We start from the raw sequence: 19,667 nt of genomic DNA on the forward strand, positions 1-19,667 counted from the left end.
GGCGCGCCGCGGGGATGCGCGCGGGGCGCCAGAGCGACCGGAGAAATGGCACATGAGCGAGGCGATGGAACTTCCCGAACGCGAGGCGATGGACTTCGACGTCGTGATCGTCGGCGCCGGCCCTGCGGGCCTGTCTGCGGCGATCCGGCTGAAGCAGGTCGATCCGGACCTGTCGGTCGTCGTTCTGGAAAAGGGGGCGGAGGTCGGCGCGCACATTCTTTCCGGGGCCGTCGTCGATCCGCTCGGCATCGACCGGCTGCTGCCCGGATGGCGCTCCGACGAGAGCCATCCCTTCAAGACCGCGGTGACCGACGACCATTTCCTGCTGCTCGGCCCGGCCGGCGCGCTCCGCCTGTCGAACTTCGCCATGCCGCCGCTGATGAGCAATCACGGCAACTACATCGTCTCGCTCGGCAATGTCTGTCGCTGGCTGGCCACCAAGGCGGAGGAACTCGGCGTCGAGATCTATCCGGGCTTCGCCGCGACGGAGGTCCTCTACAATGCGCAGGGTGCGGTCGTCGGCGTCGCGACCGGCGACATGGGCATCGAGAAGAACGGCGAGCCCGGACCGAGCTACACGCGCGGCATGGAACTTCGCGGAAAATACACGTTGATCGGCGAGGGCGTGCGCGGGTCGCTCGCCAAACAGCTCATCGCCAGGTTCGATCTTGCCCGCGACCGCGAACCGCAGAAATTCGGCATCGGGCTCAAGGAGCTCTGGCAGGTAAAGCCGGAGCACCATCGGCCCGGACTGGTGCAGCATTCCTTCGGCTGGCCGCTCGGCATGAAGACGGGCGGCGGATCCTTCCTCTATCATCTCGAGGACAATCTGGTCGCCGTCGGCTTCGTCGTGCATTTGAACTACAAGAACCCCTACCTCGCGCCGTTCGAGGAGTTCCAGCGCTTCAAGACGCATCCCGCCATCAGGGGCACTTTCGAGGGCGGAAAGCGGCTCTCCTACGGCGCGCGCGCCATTACGGAGGGCGGCTGGCAGTCGGTGCCGAAGCTGTCCTTCCCCGGCGGCGCGTTGATCGGCTGCTCGGCCGGCTTCGTCAACGTGCCGCGCATCAAGGGCAGCCACAATGCGGTCCTGTCCGGCATTCTCGCCGCCGAGAAGCTCGCCGCCGCGATCACCGCCGGGCGCGCCCATGACGAACCCATCGAGATCGAGCTCGGCTGGCGCGACAGCGCCATCGGCTCCGATCTGAAGAAGGTCCGGAACGTCAAGCCGCTCTGGTCGAAATTCGGCACGGCGCTCGGCGTGGCGCTGGGCGGGCTCGACATGTGGACCAATCAGCTCTTCGGCTTTTCCTTCTTCGGCACCTTGAAGCACGGCAAGACGGATGCGCAGTCGCTCGAGCCGGCGGCGCAGCACAGGAGGATCGACTACCCGAAACCGGACGGTGTGCTCACCTTCGACCGGCTCTCCTCGGTCTTCCTGTCGAACACCAACCACGAGGAGGACCAGCCGGTGCACCTCAAGGTCAAGGACAGGGATCTGCAAAAGCGCTCGGAACACGACATCTATGCCGGTCCGTCGACGCGCTACTGTCCCGCCGGCGTCTACGAATGGGTCGAGAAGGACGGCGCCGACGTCTATGTCATCAATGCCCAGAACTGCGTCCACTGCAAGACCTGCGACATCAAGGATCCGAACCAGAACATCACCTGGGTCCCGCCCCAGGGCGGCGAGGGGCCGGTCTATCCGGGCATGTGAGATCTGTGCTTTAAGCGGGGTGCGGGTCCGTCCGCGATGGGGGGCATCGTTGAACGCGTCTCAAGGCATCGGAAGCATGGTGGCGTATTTCGCGCATTCCGACATTTGCGTCCCAAGGGGCATATCGAAGACGACGACCGAGTGCGGTGCGGCGAGGAAAGGTCATCATGGTTGCCGATACTGTTATTGTCTCCCTTACCACAATCGATTCCAGAATCGGACATGTTGGAAAGGTATTGAAAAGCATTTATGAGCAGTCATTTTCACCAAGGAAAATTTTTCTAAATATATCTGAAGATTCTTTCATGTTGGATAAGGGGATAGATAAAAATTCTCTTCCCGATGATCTGATCGACATGCAGAATCATGGCATGATCGAGATAAATTTTACCAGGAACATTGGGCCTTATCGAAAAATATTCGATGCGCAGAGACTGTATGGGGGATCCTTCAGATATATCGTGACCGCCGATGATGACGTTGTTTATCCGCGCGACTGGCTGAAAGGGCTGGTCGAGGCTGCGGCCGGCGGAGGACACGCAATCACGGCGTACCGGTGCCGCGCCATGATCACCGCGAATGGTGGCCTCGCCCCCTACAACAAATGGCCGATGATCCGGGACGAGAATACAGGTTTCGGTGATGTTCCGCTTGCGCAAAGACCACTCTTCACGTTTGCGACCGGACGAGGCGGGATCCTTTACTCCACCGATATTTTCTCGGATCTCGACCTGCTCGAGACGCTGCGGCAGCAGGCGCCCGCACAGGATGACGTCGTGCTGAAATTCATCAGCATGTCGCAGGGCGTGCCCGTGCACCGCGTTCCGATGGCCGAGGCTGGCACACGGGGCCGCGAGTTTCCCACTCTCCTGATTGAAGGAGAGGAGTCCGCCGGTCTCTTCAATCAGATCAATATTTCCGGGGGGAATGACGCCGCGATCGGCCGGGTTGTCGAAAAGTTGCGCGAGCTGACGGGGTTCGACTACAGGGACCTTCTTTAGGCGGCGCGAGGCGCGGACGGCCCGGTGCGTTACCCGAGAAGGAAGGATTTCATCTTCTTCCGGAACGCCTCTGTGTTGACCCTCGGTGCGATGTCACGCAAGGACGCCGCCAGGGTCTGCGGAGTGACGTCGCCGGTTCGGTAGGATTGCACGAACAGCTTCGCCACATAGGCATTCGCCACCACGCTCTGGAGTTCACGCACCTGCATCGCCACGTCCGTATCCGCGCTCACGGAGCGGCGAAGCGTATCCATGACAGCATGAAAATCGTCTTCCTTGCCGGCGCCGTGATAGTGATCGAAGACCGCTAGGAGGACCTGCGCCAGGCTGACATTCAACCCGTAGGTCAGGCGGAACGGGGTCTGGTTCCGGACCGCCGAGACGACCCTGCCTGCCTCCCTCTTGAAGGCGTTCACGTCGTTCGAATGGATGTGAACATGCGTCATCGCCATCGCCAGGGAGATCTGCATCTGGATCGGGTCCTGCCGGATTGACGCTCCGAACGGAACCAGCGCCTCCATCGACCGGATATCGTGAAGCTTTTCTCTCACATAGGTGAGCAGCGACGTGTCCGACAGTTCCACGGCCTTGTAGGCGAGGATGACGAAGCAGTTTATGGCATAGCAGGCCATATCGGGATTGACGGCTTGCAGTTCGCCCAATCTCTCGAGATTGTTCCGGGCCACGATTGCCGTGGTGAACGAATCAATATTTCTCCTGCTCTGATACGTGAAAAAAGACTCGAATTCGGATTCATCGAAGACGGTCATGTATTCGAGGGAAACATTTCTTGAATAAAATGGAACGGCCTCCGATGTGTTGAGCGTCAGTCGAATATGTCGAACCGTCTTCCATTCGGTTATGGGGATGGATATTGAATACAGGTTGCCGTATGTCGCCAGGTGTTTGCGGGTCGGTGTGTAGCAGTTGTTGATGACCCTCTGCACTTCGCCCTGAGGATTGGCAACTTCCTCGAATTCGGCGTCCATGACGGAACCGTCGACACGCTCGATGCTGACACCCAGACATTCAGATGGAAAAGCGTGGCGGCCGAAGATGACAACGAAGGCGTCCCGCGCCCTGGCCACGCCGGCAGCGATGAATTTCACGTCGGTCATTGTCCCACTCGCATTTCAATCACGACGCATGGCGGGTCGTCGCAAGCACCCTGCAATGCAATCCTTACGGGTTTTGACGGCCTCAGTGCTCGACAACAAGGCCGGATCGGACATGCCTTCGAGCGCACCCGAAAAGGCAAGGCCAAATTCCGCGCCATACCTTCACTTTCCCACGGCGCCGTCAAGCTGTGCTCCGTGCTGCATCGAAGGAGCGTCTTACTCAACCGCCGTGATGCCCATCTGCAAAGACCGGCAGGGCGCACCGTCAGACCACCGCCGTCGCCGCCCTGATATCCGCGATGCTGTGGCCGATGAAGGACTGGATCTGCAGGGCGATCTGGTTCGGGGCCATGTCGGCGACGAAGCGGCGCAGGCCGGAGAGGTTGCGGTCGTAGCTGTCCTCGAACCAGAGCGAATGGCAGAGCGCCTGCGGCATGGCGACGTGGCCTTCGCCGCCGAGGACCTCGTCGACGAAGCGGCCGTAGATGATGCATTCCGAGAAGGCGCGCGTGCCGATCATCGCCTTGACCCAGTGCCGCCCGTGGCGCGCCTCGATATGGTCGAGGAGCCGGCGGCAGGTGTCCGTCCGCCACGGGATCAGCGAACTGATATAGTCGGTGGCCGGCAGGCGGGCGGGCGGCAGACCGAGCAGCCTTTCGCTGTGCTTCAGCCATTTCAGATGATCCGAACGGATATCCTCGTCGATCGCGCCGGGCCGGCGATAGAAGGCCAGCCTTTCCCCCTGCCAGAGCGTCGCGGGATCGAAGTCGCGGATGAGCACGACATCCGAATCGACGGTCAGCATCGCCGTCTCGCCGATCTGCCGGGCGAGCGCCATCCGGCGCAGCTGCTGCACGTGCCAGCCGCGCAGCGGCGGTGAGAAGGGGCTCAGCCACACCTGGCGGCGCATCAGTGCCGTCGGATCCGGCAAGGCGACGAGCCAGGACGGCAGCAGGTCACGTTCGTCGATGATCCGGCGACGGGCGCCCTCGAGCGCGCGAAACAATGCCAAGTCGCGACCAGACACAAGAATATAATGGATGAAATCACCCATTACGTGTCGATCTATGCTTTCGCACAGAAGTCTGCAGCGCTCGAAATCGTTGACATAGGAGGCGGTGACGATCGCCGTCTTGTGCATAATTTGATCTCCGAAAAATTTAACAAATTTTTAACCGTTCTGTTTTCTCATTAATAAATATGGTGAACGGAATTATTTTGCCACAGGAATGAATTTAACCTTTCATTAAGGTTAACGGGAAGCCATCGCGTCTCTGTCGAAACGCCGCCGGCTTCATTCGGCGCGCGATCGTAAATCGCGACAGGCGGTCTTTAACCGTCCGTTAACCATAAATTCCTAGCGTGGGCGCCATGATTTGATCACGTTGGGGACACATTCATGTCGATATCGCGCCGGGGCCTGCTCGTCGGCTTTTCCGCTCTTCTCGCCGGCTGCTCGACGAACGCGCCGAATCATGTCGCCAATTACGGCCCTCGGCCGGACGAGAGGTTTCCGCTGAAGGCGGTGCCGCTCGAAAAGATCAAGCCCGAACTGCGTCGCCAGGAGGTCGCCTACGACACCAGCGAGGCGCCGGGCACGATCGTCGTAGATACGCCCGAGCGCCGGCTCTACTATGTGCTCGGAAACGGCAGGGCGCTGCGCTATGGCGTCGGCGTCGGCCGCAACGGCTATGCGCTGGCCGGCACGGCCTATATCGGCCGCAAGGCGGAATGGCCGAGCTGGACGCCGACGGACAACATGATCCGCCGCGATCCGCAGAAGAACCTGAAATATGCCGGCGGCCTGCCCGGCGGGCCGAACAATCCCCTCGGCGCGCGGGCGATCTATCTCTATCGCGGCGGCAACGACACGATGTTCCGCATCCACGGCACCAACCAGCCCCAGTCGATCGGCCTTGCCATGTCATCGGGATGCGTGCGCATGATGAACCACGACGTCATCGACCTTTACGAGCGGGTCGAGCCGGGCGGCAGGGTGGTCGTGCTGCAGGCCTGAACGGTCAGCGCCGCGTCTTCCAGGCGACGACCATCAGCGCGCCAATCACCGTGATGTGCTCCATCACGACATAGAATTCGAGCGTGCGCATCGGCTCCTCCATCGCCCAGAAACCATGGGCGATCGGGATCGTCAGCGCGGTGAACACGCCGAGCGCGCCGGCGCCGAGCCATGTGTGCCGGTCCGCGATGATCAGGGCAGAGCCGCCGATCTGCACGACGATCGTGGCGATGGCGAAGAGCGCCGCCGGCTGCAGGCCGAAATGGGCCATCTCGCCGAGCGCGCCGTTGAAATCGATGAGCTTGGCAAGGCCGCTGGCCCAGAACATGTAGGTGAGGACGACGCGCGCCAGGAGGCCGAACCAGCGCGCGTTGACGATCGTCTCGATGATGGCCGGCATGCAATCCCCCGATTCGCCCGCGTGAAGACGGTGGACTGTCCCACGCGGGCAAGGCGCGTTCAATGGCCACGCGGCGGCGGAAGGGCCACGGGTTCACCAAGGGGCTTCGGCCTGCCACGCTTGGCCTTCCGGGCGGCCGGGGTCAACGAAAGCCCGCGTCGTCTGCCGCTCCGGCGGCTCGCCGCCGGAAGCATGCCGTGAACCGGCCGATGGGCCTCAGAAGCCTTCGAGGACGACCTTGCCCTTCATCCGCCCGGTCTCGACCAGCGCATGCGCCGTCTTCAGGTTGGCGGCGTTGATGGTGCCGACGGTCTCGGTCAGCGTCGTGCGCAGCTTTCCGGCATCGACCAGGCGCGACACCTCGTTCAGCAACCTGTGCTGCTCCTCCATGTCCGGCGTCTTGAACACCGGCCGCGTGAACATCAGTTCCCAGTGCACGGAGACCGCCTTGCTCTTGAACGGCATGATGTCGAGCACCTTCGGGTCGTCGATCAGAGCGAAACGGCCCTGCGGCGCGATCAGCCTTACGATCGCATCGAGGTGGCTCGCGGTGTTGGTGGTCGAGAAGACGAAGCCGGGCGCGCCGAGCGCCAGCGCGGCGATCTCGGCGTCGAGCGGCTTGGCGTGGTCGATCACCTGATGGGCGCCGAGCTCTTGCGCCCAGGCTTTCGTCTCCGGCCGCGAGGCGGTGGCGATCACGGTCAGGCTCGTCAGGGTCCGGGCGAGCTGGACGGCGATCGAGCCGACGCCGCCGGCGCCGCCGACGATCAGTACGGCATTGTGCGCGCCCGGAACCGGCGTCTCGACATGCAGCCGGTCGAACAGCGCTTCCCAGGCGGTGATCGCCGTCAGCGGCAGGGCGGCGCTCGCGGCAAAGCCGAGCGAGGCGGGCTTGCGCCCGACGATGCGCTCGTCGACGAGCTGGAATTCGGCGTTGCTGCCCTGCCGGTCGATCGATCCGGCATAGAAGACTTCGTCGCCGGGCTTGAACAGCCGGACGTCCGGCCCGGTGGCGACGACGACGCCGGCCGCGTCGAAGCCCAGCACGCGCACCTCCCCTTCCGGCGGCGTCGCGCGGGCGCGCACCTTCACGTCGACGGGGTTCACCGAGACGGCCCGAACCTCGACCAGAAGGTCGCGCCCTGTCGGCGTGGGCGTCGGCAGGTCGACATCGATCAGCGAGGTTTCGGCCTCGATCGGCTGGGGAGAGCGAAATCCGACGGCGCGCATGGCAAAATCCTTTGTCTCAGAGGTCATGGAACGGTCAGGCGCCTTCAGGCGTCCTCTCGCCCTAGATGCGGCTTATTGCTATGATGCGCAAGAATGCACAAATTTGGCCTATAGTGTCGAAAAGGATACCGTGATGTCGCGTCCGCGCTCGAAGCTGACCCAGAGTTTTCCCGGCTGCGCCGTCGAGGCGACGCTGAGCCTGATGGACGGCAAGTGGAAGGGCGTCATCCTCTACCACCTTTTCCAGGGCGGCACGCTGAGGTTCAGCGACCTGAGGCGGCGTCTGCCGAATGTGACGCAGCGCATGCTGACCAAGCAGCTGCGCGAGCTCGAGGGGTGCGGCGTCATCGCGCGCACGGTGTTTCCTGTCGTGCCGCCGCGCGTCGACTACGCGCTGACGCCGCTCGGCCTCAGCCTGCAGCCGGTGGTCGCGGCGCTGAAGTCCTGGGGCGACGCGCATTCGGTCTGCGAGGACGGGGCGCTGCGCTTCGTCACCGTGCGGGCGCCGAAGCCGGAGGAGCAGCCGCTGCGCCGTTCTGCCTAGGCTTCCGCGCGCTTTCTAAAGCACCATCTGGAAACCCGCCGACGGCTCCCTATCTCCGTCATCGACACCTGTCGCTGCGACAGGCCGCCGGCATGGGCCGGCGGCTCTACCGGAGTCGATCGAGACCCCATGAAGATCAAAGCCATTTTCAATCGCGACGGCGGCACGTTTCGCACGACCGACATGGCCGCCTACGAGGCGCGGGTCGAGCAGGTCTTCCGCGATGCCGGCCATGACATCGACGCCGAGGTCGTTTCGGGCGACGAGATGCAGGCGGCGCTGGAGCGCGCCGCAGGCCGCGATGACCTCGATGCGATGATCGCCGGCGGCGGGGACGGCACCATCTCTGCCGCCGCCGGCCTCGCCTGGAAGAGCGGCATGCCGCTCGGCATCGTGCCCGCCGGCACGATGAACCTCTTCGCCCGCTCGCTGAAGCTGCCGCTCGACATCGTCGAGGTGCTCGACGTGCTCGCCCACGGGCGGATCATCGACGCCGACATCGGCAGCGCCGACGGCCGGGCCTTCGTCCACCAGTTCTCGACCGGGCTGCACGCGCGCATGGTGCGCTATCGCAACTCGCTGAGCTATGCCTCGCGGATCGGCAAGATCTCCGCCAGCGTGCGGGCCGCCATCGCCGTCATCCTCAACCCGCCGCAATTCGACGTGGACATCGATGTCGACGGCGTGCGCGAGCGCCGGCGCATCTCGGCGATCTCCGTCTCCAACAATCCCTTCGGCCGCGACACGCTGATGTATGCCGACGACGTCACCAGCGGGCGCCTCGGCTTCTACACCGCCCCGCCGCTGACCCCCTTCGGCGTCGCCAGGCTCTCGGTCGATATCCTGCGCGGCAAGTTCCGCGACAGCCCCGTCATCACCGAGATGAGCGGCAGCACCGTGGCGCTTCATTTTCCGAAGGTCTATGGCCGGATCAACTGCGTCATCGACGGCGAACTTCTGCCGCTCGACCGGCGGGTGACGCTGCGCATCCATCCGGGGGAACTGAAGCTGCTGGTCGGCGCGCAGGCTCCGCCCCCGACACCGGTCGAGGATGCTCAGGCGACGTCCGGCGCCTGAGCGCGGTCGAGCAGGGCGACGAATTGCCGTCCGTTCTCCCCGAAGGCCACGGGCAGGTGCTTCCGGTAGGCGGCGACCACGCGGGCAAGCCGCGCGTCGCGGGCCGCGATCATCGCCTCATGCGCCGCGCGGATGTCCGGCTTCTCCAGCATCTCCGCCATGCGTGCCTCGAGGTCCGGCACGCTCTGGCGCAGCATCCCGGAAATGTCCGGCCCGTCCGCCTCGAACTGAAGCAGGAAATCGCTGAGGAACTGTTCGGGAAGGCCGAGGAAGACGTCCTGTCTGCTCTTCTCCTGGCTTCCCCGGTTGCGCGAGAATTTCCACAGGAATTCCTCGGCCGACTTGGTGAAGTAGTGGAAGAGTACGGCGGTGGAATCGTCCGGCCGGTCGGAATGCGCCGGCGCGATGGCGGCCGGGATGTCCGTGTTCGAGGACGTGTGCATCTCGCCATTGGCTTCGCGGAAGGTCAGCGCCGCCCGCTCGGCGGTAAAGGGAAAATGCGGCTGCGAACCCGTTGCGTTGCGCACGCGGCTCATCGACTTGATGTGGCGGTCGACGGCGCCGATCCGCCGGGTGCAGCGGCGCGTCAGCGGCGCGGCCGACCAGCGCGTCTGTCCGGTCGAGCTGACGAAGGCCCAGTTGAAGGCGATGACGTCCGCCTGCTGCCGCTCGTGCCATTCGACGAGGTCGCCGAAGGTGGCGAAGCGTTGCGTGTCGAAGGCGAGGAATTCGTCGAGGTCGACCGTCAGCGCCCAGTCATAGTCGAGGATCTCGGGAAGCATCGCGAAGGCATGGCCATAGGCCTTGCGCTGGCCGCTGACCTGGACCCCGGTGCGGTTGGCGATCTTGACGAGGTAGCCATGGGCCGCCAGCGCATCAAGCAGGCCGTCCGACCCGTCGGCATTGTCGTTGGTGTAGAAAAAGATCTGCTCGAAGCCGAGCGCGCGATAATGGGCGACCCATTCGAGGATGTAGGCGCCCTCGTTTCGGGCCGTCGCCACGACGCACAGCCGCTTGCGCGGCACGACCTGCCGTCGGGCATGGGTGGAGGCCGCATGGGCGAAGGAGAGATATTGCTGCCGGACCGTCTTCACCAGGAAATCGAGATCCTCGTTGATCTCGCGGCACGCCGGACGCGGCGCGTCCCTGTCGCGGAGCCAGTCCGCCAGGCCAGGAAGCACCGTCATGGCCCAGCGGTCGCCGGGAAGAGCCTCGGCAATCTGCGCGATAAGCGCCGGTTCCTCGACCAGCCGCCGTCCGAAGGCGTCGAGTTCGGAGAGGCGGAGCAGCGGCAGGAGCGCCGTCAGCATGCCCTGGCGCACCGGGATGGAGGTCGCCTGGACGAGATCGACGAGATCGGCCGCGTCGAGATGGCCCTTGCGAAGCCGTTCGCCGAGCCAGGCAAGCCCGGCGGCGACGGCGTCGAGATGCGGTTCCTGACGCCGGTCGGCGATGCGGGCGAAGGTCTCCCAGCCGCCGACCGCGAGGCGATCGAAAACGAAGCCGCTCGTCTCCTCGCCGGAGACCGGAACGGCGGTCAGGTAGCGCCGCGAGCCGGGAAGCAGCAGAGACAGGGTCCGGCCCTCGCCGGCAACGGGGATGACGATCTGGAGGCTCGCTTCCGGCAGGTCGGCAAGCTTCAGCCGCGCGTCCATGTTCGTCAGCATGGCATAGGGGCAATCGTCGCGCTCCACCAGCAGCAGCGTCGCGTTTGCCGGCTTGCGGGCGGCGGAATGGTAGATGTGGCGGTCGCTGCGCGAGACGAAGGCCGAGGAGCCGTGCACCGTCTTTAGCCGTGACACGCGGATCCCGTCCGTTTCCGCAGCCGGCAGCACCCGTGGCGGACGGCGGGTCCTGCGAAACAGCGAGGTGAGGTAAGAGATCAACGCGACATCCCATCCAGATCCGCATCCGCAACGCAGAGCGCCTGGCGGAGCTGGCCTGTCTTAGGTCGCCGGTCGGCGCGAGTCTATTCTCGGGCGCCCGGTTAACGGTTCACTCTTACTGGAACGCCGTCTCGTAGAAGCTGCGCAGCTTGCGCGAATGCAGCTTCTCAGGCGGCATCGCCGCGAGTTTCTGCAATGCGAGGATGCCGATCTTCAGGTGCTGGCTCACCTGCGTCTTGTAAAAGGCCGTCGCCATGCCCGGCAGCTTGAGTTCACCGTGAAGCGGCTTGTCGGAGACGCAGAGCAGCGTGCCGTAGGGCACGCGGAAGCGGAAGCCGTTGGCGGCGATCGTCGCCGATTCCATGTCGAGCGCGATCGCGCGCGACTGCGACAGGCGCTTGACCGGCCCGCGCTGGTCGCGCAGTTCCCAGTTGCGGTTGTCGATGGTGGCGACGGTGCCGGTGCGCATGATCCGTTTCAGGTCGTAGCCCTCGTAGCCGGTGATCTCGGCGACGGCATCCTGCAGCGCCACCTGCACCTCGGCAAGCGCCGGGATCGGGATCCAGACCGGCAGGTCGTCGTCGAGCACGTGGTCCTCGCGCACATAGGCATGGGCGAGCACATAATCGCCGAGGCGCTGGCTGTTGCGCAGGCCCGCGCAATGGCCGAGCATCAGCCAGGCATGCGGACGCAGTACGGCGATATGGTCGGTGATCGTCTTGGCATTGGAGGGGCCGACGCCGATATTGACGATGGTGAGCCCGCCATGGCCCTTGCGCTTCATGTGGTAGGCCGGCATCTGCGGCAGGCGGGCGATGGTCAGGTCGGACTCCGGCCGGTCGCTGCCCGGCAGCGTGACGATGTTGCCGGGCTCGACGAAGGCGGTATAGCCGTTGCCGCCGGCCGCCATCTCGGCGCGCGCCCAGGCGCAGAACTCGTCGATGTAGAACTGGTAGTTGGTGAAGAGGACGAAATTCTGGAAGTGGCTGGCGCTGGTCGCCGTGTAGTGGCTGAGGCGCGCCAGCGAATAGTCGATGCGCTGCGCGGTGAAGGGCGCGAGCGGCGAGGGCTCGCCGGGGCCGGGCTCGTAGGCGCCGTTGGCGATCTCGTCGTCGGTTGTCGTCAGGTCGGGAGCGTCAAAGAGGTCGCGCAGCGGAATGTCGCTGTTTTCGGCCGCGGACGCCTCGACATGGGTGCCCTCGCCGAAGGCGAAATGCAGCGGGATCGGCGTCGCCGATTCGGAGATCGTCACCGTCAGCCCGTGATTGCGCATCAGCAGGCCGAGCTGTTCCTTCAGGTAGTGGCGAAAGAGGGTCGGCCGCGTGATCGTCGTCGTATAGACGCCGGGCGAGCTGACATGGCCGTAGGACAGGCGGGAATCGATGTGGCCGAAGCTGCCGGTCTCGATGCTGACCTGCGGATAGCAGGCGCGGTAGCGGCTCAGCGCTTGGCCGCCGCGTCCGAGCGTTTCGAAGGCATGGCAGAGGAAGGCCGTGTTGCGCGCGTAGAGCGCCTCCAGGCAGTCGACCGCCTTGATCGGGTCGTCGAACTGCACCGGCTCGAAGGCGTCGGGCATGGAGATGGGGAGGGGGGCGGCGGCGTGGATTCGATGGCTCATGCCGCCATTATAGGGGGACGCCTTTTACAAGCAAACGACAAGATCGGCACAAGGTCAGCGCGGCGCCGCGAGAATGACGGCGCAGCCGGCAAGCGCGAGGCCGGCACCGGCAAGGTCGAAGCGATCGGGGCGCACGCCCTCGATCAGCCACAGCCAGGCGAGCGAAGCGGCGACATAGACGCCGCCATAGGCGGCATAGGCGCGCCCCGCGGCCGGCGTGTCGATCAGCGTCAGCAGCCAGGCGAAGAGCCCGAGGGCGGCAAGGCCCGGCACCAGCCAGTAGACCGGCTTGTCCAGTTTCAGCCAGGCCCAGAAGGCGAAGCAGCCGGCGATTTCGGCAAGGGCGGCGAGGATATAGACGGGAAGGGCGGTCACGGGCGGCGGCAGTTCCTGATGTTGCGATGCAACATGATAGGAAAGCCTGCCCGCCGCCGCAATGCGCCGTCCGGCGTGTCAGCTCATGGCCTGGCGCTGGAGGGTCACGAACAGGACGAGGCCCGCGCCGGTCTTCGAGATGCCGAGGTCGGCAACCTTGGAATAGGCGATGAGGCCGGCAGGGGCTGCCAGCATTGCGCCAACCGCCAGCACGCGGGCGAAAAGTCCGGCAGACTGGAGAAGGGTGGCGATCATCGTCGGGGGTCTCCTTCGTGTCGAGGGATCAGAGCTTTGTCCTGCCGCCGCAGAACTGCGCGGTCTTCACCGTGCAGTCGGCGAGGGCGCCGATGCGGGCCTCGCTGCGCCGCTGCGTGTCGGCGCTGACGGCGGCCGCGAGCGCGAGGGCGAAGAGGACCATCATCAGCGAGATGATCGTGAGGCGCCGTGCGAGAATGTCCATGGTCTTCATCCGTCAGTTGGTGCGGGTTCAAGGAATGATGGCGTTTTCGCATGTGCTCACTGAACTGGTGCTGAGGTCGCGGTTCATCTCCCGTTCATCTTCGATGCAGGGCCTCGCATCGGCAGGCATCGTTCCGTCCTTCGGGATCGTCCGGCATGGTTAGAAAAGGATTGCGCCCGACGGTCGTGTTCTTCCGATCGAAAGGAGCGGGACCGGCCTTTTGCAGGGCTTTCGATGCTTAACGAAAATCCTTTTTTACCAACTGTTTGCGGTTTCTTCGTCCGCCATTAATCATGCATTTTAAGCGGCCATTGAAGGCCCCGGTGCATACTCGAAGCCACAAGACGAGCGGAGACGAAACACTTCGCCGACAGGCCTCCGGCACGACGAACGACCGCAAAGACGGCGCGTCGGCGGGAGGTGGAAAAACAGGGACAGAGTAGAACAAGCGACAACGGACAGGGACAAGACCATGGCACGCTTTGACATTCCGAACGGCTCCGAAACCTCGACGGGCGCGGAGAACCGCGCCGAGACCCTCTGCGAGATGGGGCTCATGTATGCGACCGGCCGCGGTTGCGACGTCGATCTCGTCGCCGCGCACAAATGGCTGAACATCGCCGCGATCAAGGGCTCGGACCGCGCCGCGGCGCTGCGCGCCGAACTCGCGGCGACGATGAGCAAGACCGATCTCGCGAGCGCACTTCGCGCCGCCCGCGAATGGATGACGATGCACTAATCGACAGCCCGTCCCGCAGGAATGCGCGGCGGTTCTGCGAAGAGGCCTGCCCAGACGAGGTGTCGAGAGCGCATGAGCGGAGCCGAAAGGTCGCGACGCGCTTTCGACGCCCGTCCCTGACGCGCGCGACGTCAATCCCCGAGCGCGCGCAGAACGTCCGGCAGCGCATCCGCGAAACGGTCCATCTCCTCCGACGGCCCGGTGCTGACGCGGATGCAGCGGTTGAGCGGCGCGACCCCCGGCATGCGGATGAACACGCCGTGGTCGGCCATAAGCCGGTCGACGATCGCCCGCGCATAGGTCTGGTCGCGGCCGCAGTCGATGGCGACGAAGTTCGTCGCCGATGCGAGCGGCCGGAGGCCGTTCAACGTCGCGACCTCGGCGATCCGGGCCCGCGACGCCGCGATCTTCGCGACCACCTCGTGCAGATAGGCCTGGTCGGCGAGAGCCGCGATCGCGGCGGCGACGCCGACGCGGTTCATGCCGAAGTGATTGCGGATGCGGTCGAAGGCGGCGGCGGTCCCGGGCGTGGCGATCCCATAGGCAATGCGGGCGCCGGCAAGGCCGTAGGCCTTCGAGAAGGTGCGGAAGCGCACGACGTTCGGCATGTCGCCGAACGCGCCGATCGGCGGGATCGCGTCCGCCGGCGCCGTCTCGCCATAGGCCTCGTCGAGGATCAGAAGCGTCGTCTCAGGCAGGGCGCGGGCGAAAGCTGCGATCGCCTCCGCCGGGTGCCAGCTTCCCATCGGATTGTCGGGATTGGCGAGGTAGACGAGCGGCGCGTCCTCCCGCTTCACGGCGTCGAGCAGCCCGGACAGATCCTCGCGGTTGTCGGCGTCGTAGGGAACGGTCACGAGCCGGCCGCCGAAGCCTGCGACATGGTAGTTGAAGGTCGGGTAGCCGCCGAACGAGGTGACCACGGGCGTGCCCGGCTCCACCACCATGCGGACGATCTCGCCGAGCAGCCCGTCGATGCCTTCCCCGACCGCGATCGTCCTTGCGCCGACGCCGAGATGGGCGGCGATCGCCTGCTTCAGCCCGTCGTTTTCCGGGTCGCTGTATTTCCACGTCGTCTCGGCCGCCGCCCGCATCGCCGCGAGCACGGAAGGGGCCGGACCGAAGCCGCTTTCATTGGCGCCGATGCGCGCCAGAACGGGGCGGCCGCGCTGGCGCTCGATCGCCTCGGGACCGACGAAGGGGATGGTTGCGGGAAGGGAGCGCAGGAGCGGCGTGAAGCGGCTGAATTCGGTCATGGGGACAGGGGCCGGAAAGGGTTGATCGCGATTCGCGCGACAATAGACCATCTCCGGCCGCCGCATGCATCCGTTTTGCGATGACGCGTCGCCCGCGGGCGTTCGCCGCGCCGTGCCGGCCGCGCGTCAGGGCCGGGCGGTCTGCATGAGCTGGTCCTTCTTCGGCGGATCCTTGATGTTGCCGCCGGTGAAGAATTCGTAGCGGACGATCTTGTGCAGGAAGGCGTCGTCGAGCTTGCGGATGAACTGGGCGTGGATGCGGTTGCCGACCCGGCTGACCTCGGCGCAGCCGAGGCGGCGTCCGCTGCCGAGGATGTTGAGGTAGTAATGTTTCGGCAGTCCGAAGGTGCTGCTCACCTCGAAGCTCGCTCCGCCGCGGGAGATGTCGATCATCTGCACGGTGCGGATGGTGACGCCGCCGAGTGCCGGCCGGATCGCCATCAGGGTCGCCTGCTGGGCGATCTGGTAGCGTTCGAACTTCGACTCGTAGAGTTCGGAGCGGACGAATGAATACATCGTTTGCTCTTGCATGTGACCTCCTTCTCGGCGCGTCCGTTCGTCTTCTTCCGCCTTTTGTCTCCTTCCACTCTCCTTGAGGGAGATTGCGATCGGTTGAACGAATTCGCTCAAATGCCACCGATCCACCCTTCTTGCGGATGCAGTCCCCGCCGATCTACACGGCCGACGTGCCGAAAAGACGCACGGCGAGAAAGCCGCAGCCCGCCGCGAGCGCGGTGACGAAGGTTCCCCAGGCCATGTCGACGACGGTGACGGTGACCGGCCAGCCCTTGAGCGTGGCGAGATTGGTGATGTCGTAGGTGCCGTAGGCGGCAAGGCCGAGGATGGCGCCGAAACCGATCGCCGTCATGATCGACCCGCCCCTGACGCCGGGCAGGACGGCGAGGACGACGATCGCGACGGCGAAGAACAGGTAGAAGATCGCGGCGATGGTGAAGTTCGGCGACGGCAGCATCAGCGCACCGAGCTGGTCGCGGTAGAAGGTCCGCGCGACGAGGCCGAGCCAGACGGCATCCACCGCGAGCAGGGACAGGAAGGTGCCGGCATAGGCAATCAGCAATGTCTTCATGATCGGATACCTCGGTTTCTTCGAGGCAGTACGTAGGCCCGCCGCGGCCGGATCGCACCCCGCCGCACAAAAACGTACCGGATGAGGATGTGGGCAAGGTCCGGGGCAGACGGCTTCATTCTCCCCGCCGCGGCGCTGACCGGAGCGCCCGGCGCCGAAACGGCGGTCCTCGGGCTGCAACCGTTACAGCCTGCCGCTCTTGAAGTTCAGCCGGATCAGCCGGCGCAGCGTGTCCTGTTGCAGCGGCACATTGAAGCGCACGCCGAGCTGGCTGCCCTTGCGATAGACCGTGGAGCAGCCGATCTCGAGGTCGAGACCGTCGATTTCGAGGAAAAACTGCCGGGGGAGGGGCAGGGCGGGGCTTGCATCGACCAGCGCGCCGCCCATAGAGATCTGCCGCAGGAGGCCGTTGTAGCGGCGCTTCACCTTCAGATGGTCGCCGATGATCATCAGGCGACAGGGGCGCTCGATGTTGAAATGCTCGTAATGCCCGGTCGCGGCCTGCGGGCCGGCGTCGGCGATGTGGATCTGGTGCGTCATCTCTCGGCCCGCTCGCGTCCTGCTCCCTGGGGCCATCGTCCCACGGACGTCTTTCGATCGGCTGACCGCGATCTTTCGCATTTTACCGATGCGTCATAAAATGAGCCACCCGCCGGGAAAATCGGTCGGCGCCGTCATTGAAACGGCGGGCGCCATACGTGATAGTCGCGACACCGCCGCATCGGGCGGGGTGTCTCTTCTGTCCGGCGGCGGCCGGACCGGCGGCAAGCGGAGGGAGTGCGGATGATCGGGATGTCGTTTCTGCGTGCGGTGCCGCTCGCGATCTTGGCGGTCGTCCTGACCCTGTCCGGACCCGATGCCGCTCAGGCCGCGCGGCGCGTGGCGCTGCTGATCGGCAACGCGGCCTACGAGGCGACCTCGCGGCTCAACAATCCCGCCAACGATGTCGAGCTGATGAAGCAGTCCTTCGAAAACGCCGGCTTCGATACGGTGACGACGGTCCACGACCTTTCGCGGCAGGACATGGTCAAGACGCTGCGCGACTTCGAGGATGTCGCGAGCGGCGCGGAGGTGGCGATCATCTATTATTCCGGCCACGGCATGGAGATGGGCGGCCAGAATTTCCTGCTTCCCGTCGACGTCGCGCTGAAATCGGACAAGGACGTCGAGGACGAGGCGATCCCGCTTGGCCGCGTCGAGCGCTCGCTCGCCGGGGCCACCCGGCTGAAGCTGGTCATCCTCGACGCCTGCCGCAACAATCCCTTCGAGCAGAGCATGACGCGCTCGATCTCGACGCGGGCGGTCTCGCGCGGCCTCGCCCGCGTCGAGCCGGAGGCGGCGGACCTGCTCGTCGCCTTCGCGTCGAAGGCCGGAACGGTCGCGCTCGACGGCGAGGGCAGGAACAGCCCTTTCGCCACGGCGCTTTCGAAATATCTGACGGAGCCCGGCGTCGATGTCCGCATCGCGCTCGGCAAGGTGCGCGACGAGGTCGTGTCGCTGACCAACCGCGAGCAGGAGCCCTTCGTCTACGGCTCGCTCGGCGGCGCGCAGATCTTCCTCAACATCGAGGAGGTCAACATCAGCGTGACGACCGGCGAGAACGCTTCGCCGAACACCCAGTCCGAGGCGGCCGCCGACTGGCAGAACATCCGCGACCTCGCCGACACGGACCTGATCGAGGCGTTCCTGTCCAAGCACGGGAAGGATCCGGTCTACAAAATGCTGGCGGAAAAGAAGCTGAAGCTGCTCACCGAGGCGGCGACGACCCAGTCCGCGCCGGACGAGATCGCCTGGGATGCGCTGAGGCAATCGACCGACGCGGCGGCGCTGACCCGTTTCGTCGAGCGCTATCCCGACAGCCGCCACCGCGGCGAGGCGGAGACGCAGATCGCCGCGCTGGAGCCGAAACGGGGCGCGTCCGGCGAGGCGATCAGCACCCAGGCGTCGCGGGACTGCTATCTACTTGCCGGGGAGCCGCAATCGATGCCGGGTTTTGCCGGCGTCAACTTCCTCAAGATCGATGCCGCCCGCGCCCTGACCGCCTGCGCGCAGGCGGTCAACGAAAATCCCGACGACATGATGCTCGTCAACCTGCTCGGCCGCGCCCAGGACGCGGCCCGCAACCATGCCGAGGCGCGGCTGACCTACCGGAAGGCCGCCGATGGCGGCAATCTCTACGCGTTGACCAATCTCGGCTGGTATGCCGTCTACGGAACGGACGGGCCGGTCGATGTCGAGGCGGGGCGCGCCATGTTCGAGCAGGCGGCGCAGGCCGGCAACGCCTTCGGGCAGGCCTCGCTCGGCTGGCTTTACCGCGAGGGCTATGGCGGTATCCCGCAGGACCATGCGGAGGCGGCGCGCTGGTACCGGGCGGCCGCCGAGCAGGGCAATGCCAATGCGATGGCGACGATGGGCTGGTTTTTCCGCGAGGGACTGGGGGTAGCCAAGGACCAGGTGCAGTCGCTTGCGTGGTATCGCAAGGCGGCGGAGGCGGGCGACACCAACGCGATGTCGTCGCTCGGCTGGGCCTACCAGCACGGGCTCGGCACGCCGCAGAGTTACGAGGAGGCGAAGATCTGGTACGAGAAAGGCGCCAATGCCGGCGATGCCTATTCGATGGCCCTGCTCGGCTGGTTCTACGATGCTGGCAACGGCGTGCCGCAGGATTATTCAGAGGCGCGCAAATGGTACGAGCAGGCAGCCAATGCCGGCAGCGCCTATGCCATGGGCAATCTGAGCCGGCTCTACGATTACGGCCTCGGCGTGCCGGTGGACGCGAGGGAAGCGGCGCGCTGGGCGGCGGCGAGCATCGAGGGCGGCGATCCGGCGAAGCTGCAGGAGTTGAAAACCCAGCCCGACAATTTCACCCCGGATTTCCGCCGGGCGATGCAAAGCCTCCTGAAGGAGCGCGGCCTTTATGACGGTCCCGTCGACGGCGACTTCGGCGCCTCGACTCAGAAGGCCTTCGACGCGCTGGCGAACCCGATCTACACCAGCCTGCAGTTGCGGTAGCCTCTTTGAAAAGTCGCGCCGGCCGGCGCGTCGTCAACCAGCAGCGACTGGCCGAGCGCGGCGGCCCGGACATCGGCGATCCCGCCTGAATTTTCGACCCCGCGATACAAAAGGCTTGATCGGTATTGTGATT

General features: G+C 65.1%; 20 protein-coding genes. 7 read left to right on the top strand and 13 right to left on the bottom strand.

Features of this window, described 5'->3' with window-relative positions; genetic code table 11:
• Positions 1-52 precede the first annotated feature (52 nt).
• Positions 53-1,717, top strand: a complete 1,665-nt coding sequence (locus ACEVQ6_RS08030) for an electron transfer flavoprotein-ubiquinone oxidoreductase (RefSeq protein ID WP_374888417.1) — start codon at positions 53-55, stop codon at positions 1,715-1,717.
• Between the two features lie 167 nt (positions 1,718-1,884).
• The gene (locus ACEVQ6_RS08035) at positions 1,885-2,718 is read left to right on the top strand and encodes a hypothetical protein (protein WP_374888418.1); all 834 of its coding nucleotides are present in this window, start codon (positions 1,885-1,887) and stop codon (positions 2,716-2,718) included.
• A 29-nt stretch (positions 2,719-2,747) separates the two neighbouring features.
• Here the strand turns inward: ACEVQ6_RS08035 and ACEVQ6_RS08040 are convergent, their stop codons facing one another.
• Entirely contained in the window at positions 2,748-3,836 is a 1,089-nt protein-coding gene (locus ACEVQ6_RS08040; protein WP_374888419.1) for a hypothetical protein, read from the bottom strand.
• A 265-nt stretch (positions 3,837-4,101) separates the two neighbouring features.
• Positions 4,102-4,977: a DUF6492 family protein gene (locus ACEVQ6_RS08045; protein ID WP_374888420.1), complete on the bottom strand. Its 876-nt coding sequence runs from the start codon at positions 4,975-4,977 to the stop codon at positions 4,102-4,104.
• A gap of 258 nt (positions 4,978-5,235) precedes the next feature.
• On the opposite strand from ACEVQ6_RS08045, the gene ACEVQ6_RS08050 reads away from it, so the two are divergent.
• Complete coding sequence (locus ACEVQ6_RS08050; RefSeq protein WP_374888421.1) at positions 5,236-5,853, top strand: L,D-transpeptidase; 618 nt, start codon at positions 5,236-5,238, stop codon at positions 5,851-5,853.
• Positions 5,854-5,857: 4 nt separating this feature from the next.
• On the opposite strand, the gene ACEVQ6_RS08055 is transcribed toward ACEVQ6_RS08050, so the two are convergent.
• Both ACEVQ6_RS08055 and ACEVQ6_RS08060 read right to left on the bottom strand, forming a co-directional pair.
• Entirely contained in the window at positions 5,858-6,253 is a 396-nt protein-coding gene (locus tag ACEVQ6_RS08055; RefSeq protein WP_374888422.1) for a DoxX family protein, read from the bottom strand.
• Between the two features lie 216 nt (positions 6,254-6,469).
• On the bottom strand, positions 6,470-7,483 hold the full coding sequence (locus ACEVQ6_RS08060) for a zinc-binding alcohol dehydrogenase family protein (RefSeq protein ID WP_374888423.1): 1,014 nt from the start codon (positions 7,481-7,483) through the stop codon (positions 6,470-6,472).
• Positions 7,484-7,616: 133 nt separating this feature from the next.
• On the opposite strand from ACEVQ6_RS08060, the gene ACEVQ6_RS08065 reads away from it, so the two are divergent.
• Both ACEVQ6_RS08065 and ACEVQ6_RS08070 read left to right on the top strand, forming a co-directional pair.
• On the top strand, positions 7,617-8,027 hold the full coding sequence (locus tag ACEVQ6_RS08065) for a winged helix-turn-helix transcriptional regulator (protein WP_374888424.1): 411 nt from the start codon (positions 7,617-7,619) through the stop codon (positions 8,025-8,027).
• Between the two features lie 129 nt (positions 8,028-8,156).
• Positions 8,157-9,104, top strand: coding sequence for a diacylglycerol/lipid kinase family protein (locus ACEVQ6_RS08070; protein ID WP_374888425.1), 948 nt, complete (start codon positions 8,157-8,159; stop codon positions 9,102-9,104).
• On the opposite strand, the gene ACEVQ6_RS08075 is transcribed toward ACEVQ6_RS08070, so the two are convergent.
• The 5 genes from ACEVQ6_RS08075 to ACEVQ6_RS08095 all read right to left on the bottom strand — a co-directional run bounded on the left by ACEVQ6_RS08075 (position 9,083) and on the right by ACEVQ6_RS08095 (position 13,443).
• On the bottom strand, positions 9,083-10,990 hold the full coding sequence (locus ACEVQ6_RS08075) for a glycosyltransferase family 2 protein (RefSeq protein ID WP_374888426.1): 1,908 nt from the start codon (positions 10,988-10,990) through the stop codon (positions 9,083-9,085). The genes ACEVQ6_RS08070 and ACEVQ6_RS08075 overlap by 22 nt on opposite strands.
• Before the next feature lie 115 nt (positions 10,991-11,105).
• The gene (locus tag ACEVQ6_RS08080) at positions 11,106-12,608 is read right to left on the bottom strand and encodes an AMP nucleosidase (RefSeq protein ID WP_374888427.1); all 1,503 of its coding nucleotides are present in this window, start codon (positions 12,606-12,608) and stop codon (positions 11,106-11,108) included.
• A gap of 54 nt (positions 12,609-12,662) precedes the next feature.
• Complete coding sequence (locus ACEVQ6_RS08085) at positions 12,663-12,983, bottom strand: YnfA family protein (protein WP_374888428.1); 321 nt, start codon at positions 12,981-12,983, stop codon at positions 12,663-12,665.
• A 78-nt stretch (positions 12,984-13,061) separates the two neighbouring features.
• On the bottom strand, positions 13,062-13,238 hold the full coding sequence (locus tag ACEVQ6_RS08090) for a hypothetical protein (RefSeq protein WP_374888594.1): 177 nt from the start codon (positions 13,236-13,238) through the stop codon (positions 13,062-13,064).
• Positions 13,239-13,266: 28 nt separating this feature from the next.
• Positions 13,267-13,443: a hypothetical protein gene (locus ACEVQ6_RS08095; protein ID WP_374888429.1), complete on the bottom strand. Its 177-nt coding sequence runs from the start codon at positions 13,441-13,443 to the stop codon at positions 13,267-13,269.
• A gap of 472 nt (positions 13,444-13,915) precedes the next feature.
• Between ACEVQ6_RS08095 and ACEVQ6_RS08100 the strand changes: the two genes are divergently transcribed.
• On the top strand, positions 13,916-14,182 hold the full coding sequence (locus tag ACEVQ6_RS08100; RefSeq protein WP_374888430.1) for an SEL1-like repeat protein: 267 nt from the start codon (positions 13,916-13,918) through the stop codon (positions 14,180-14,182).
• 131 nt (positions 14,183-14,313) lie between these two features.
• Here ACEVQ6_RS08100 and ACEVQ6_RS08105 read toward each other — a convergent pair whose 3' ends face one another.
• The 4 genes from ACEVQ6_RS08105 to ACEVQ6_RS08120 form a co-directional block, all read right to left on the bottom strand.
• Complete coding sequence (locus ACEVQ6_RS08105; RefSeq protein WP_374888431.1) at positions 14,314-15,435, bottom strand: pyridoxal phosphate-dependent aminotransferase; 1,122 nt, start codon at positions 15,433-15,435, stop codon at positions 14,314-14,316.
• A 126-nt stretch (positions 15,436-15,561) separates the two neighbouring features.
• Positions 15,562-15,951, bottom strand: coding sequence for a PilZ domain-containing protein (locus tag ACEVQ6_RS08110; RefSeq protein ID WP_374888432.1), 390 nt, complete (start codon positions 15,949-15,951; stop codon positions 15,562-15,564).
• Between the two features lie 157 nt (positions 15,952-16,108).
• A complete protein-coding gene (locus ACEVQ6_RS08115; protein ID WP_374888433.1) occupies positions 16,109-16,522 on the bottom strand; it encodes a DUF2177 family protein in 414 nt (137 codons plus the stop codon).
• Positions 16,523-16,705: 183 nt separating this feature from the next.
• Positions 16,706-17,062, bottom strand: a complete 357-nt coding sequence (locus ACEVQ6_RS08120; protein ID WP_374888434.1) for a PilZ domain-containing protein — start codon at positions 17,060-17,062, stop codon at positions 16,706-16,708.
• Positions 17,063-17,314: 252 nt separating this feature from the next.
• Between ACEVQ6_RS08120 and ACEVQ6_RS08125 the strand changes: the two genes are divergently transcribed.
• On the top strand, positions 17,315-19,534 hold the full coding sequence (locus ACEVQ6_RS08125; protein WP_374888435.1) for a caspase family protein: 2,220 nt from the start codon (positions 17,315-17,317) through the stop codon (positions 19,532-19,534).
• Positions 19,535-19,667 lie beyond the last annotated feature (133 nt).

The organism is Ensifer soli, assembly GCF_041928815.1.
In the GTDB taxonomy this organism is placed as follows: Bacteria; Pseudomonadota; Alphaproteobacteria; order Rhizobiales; family Rhizobiaceae; genus JBHFEI01.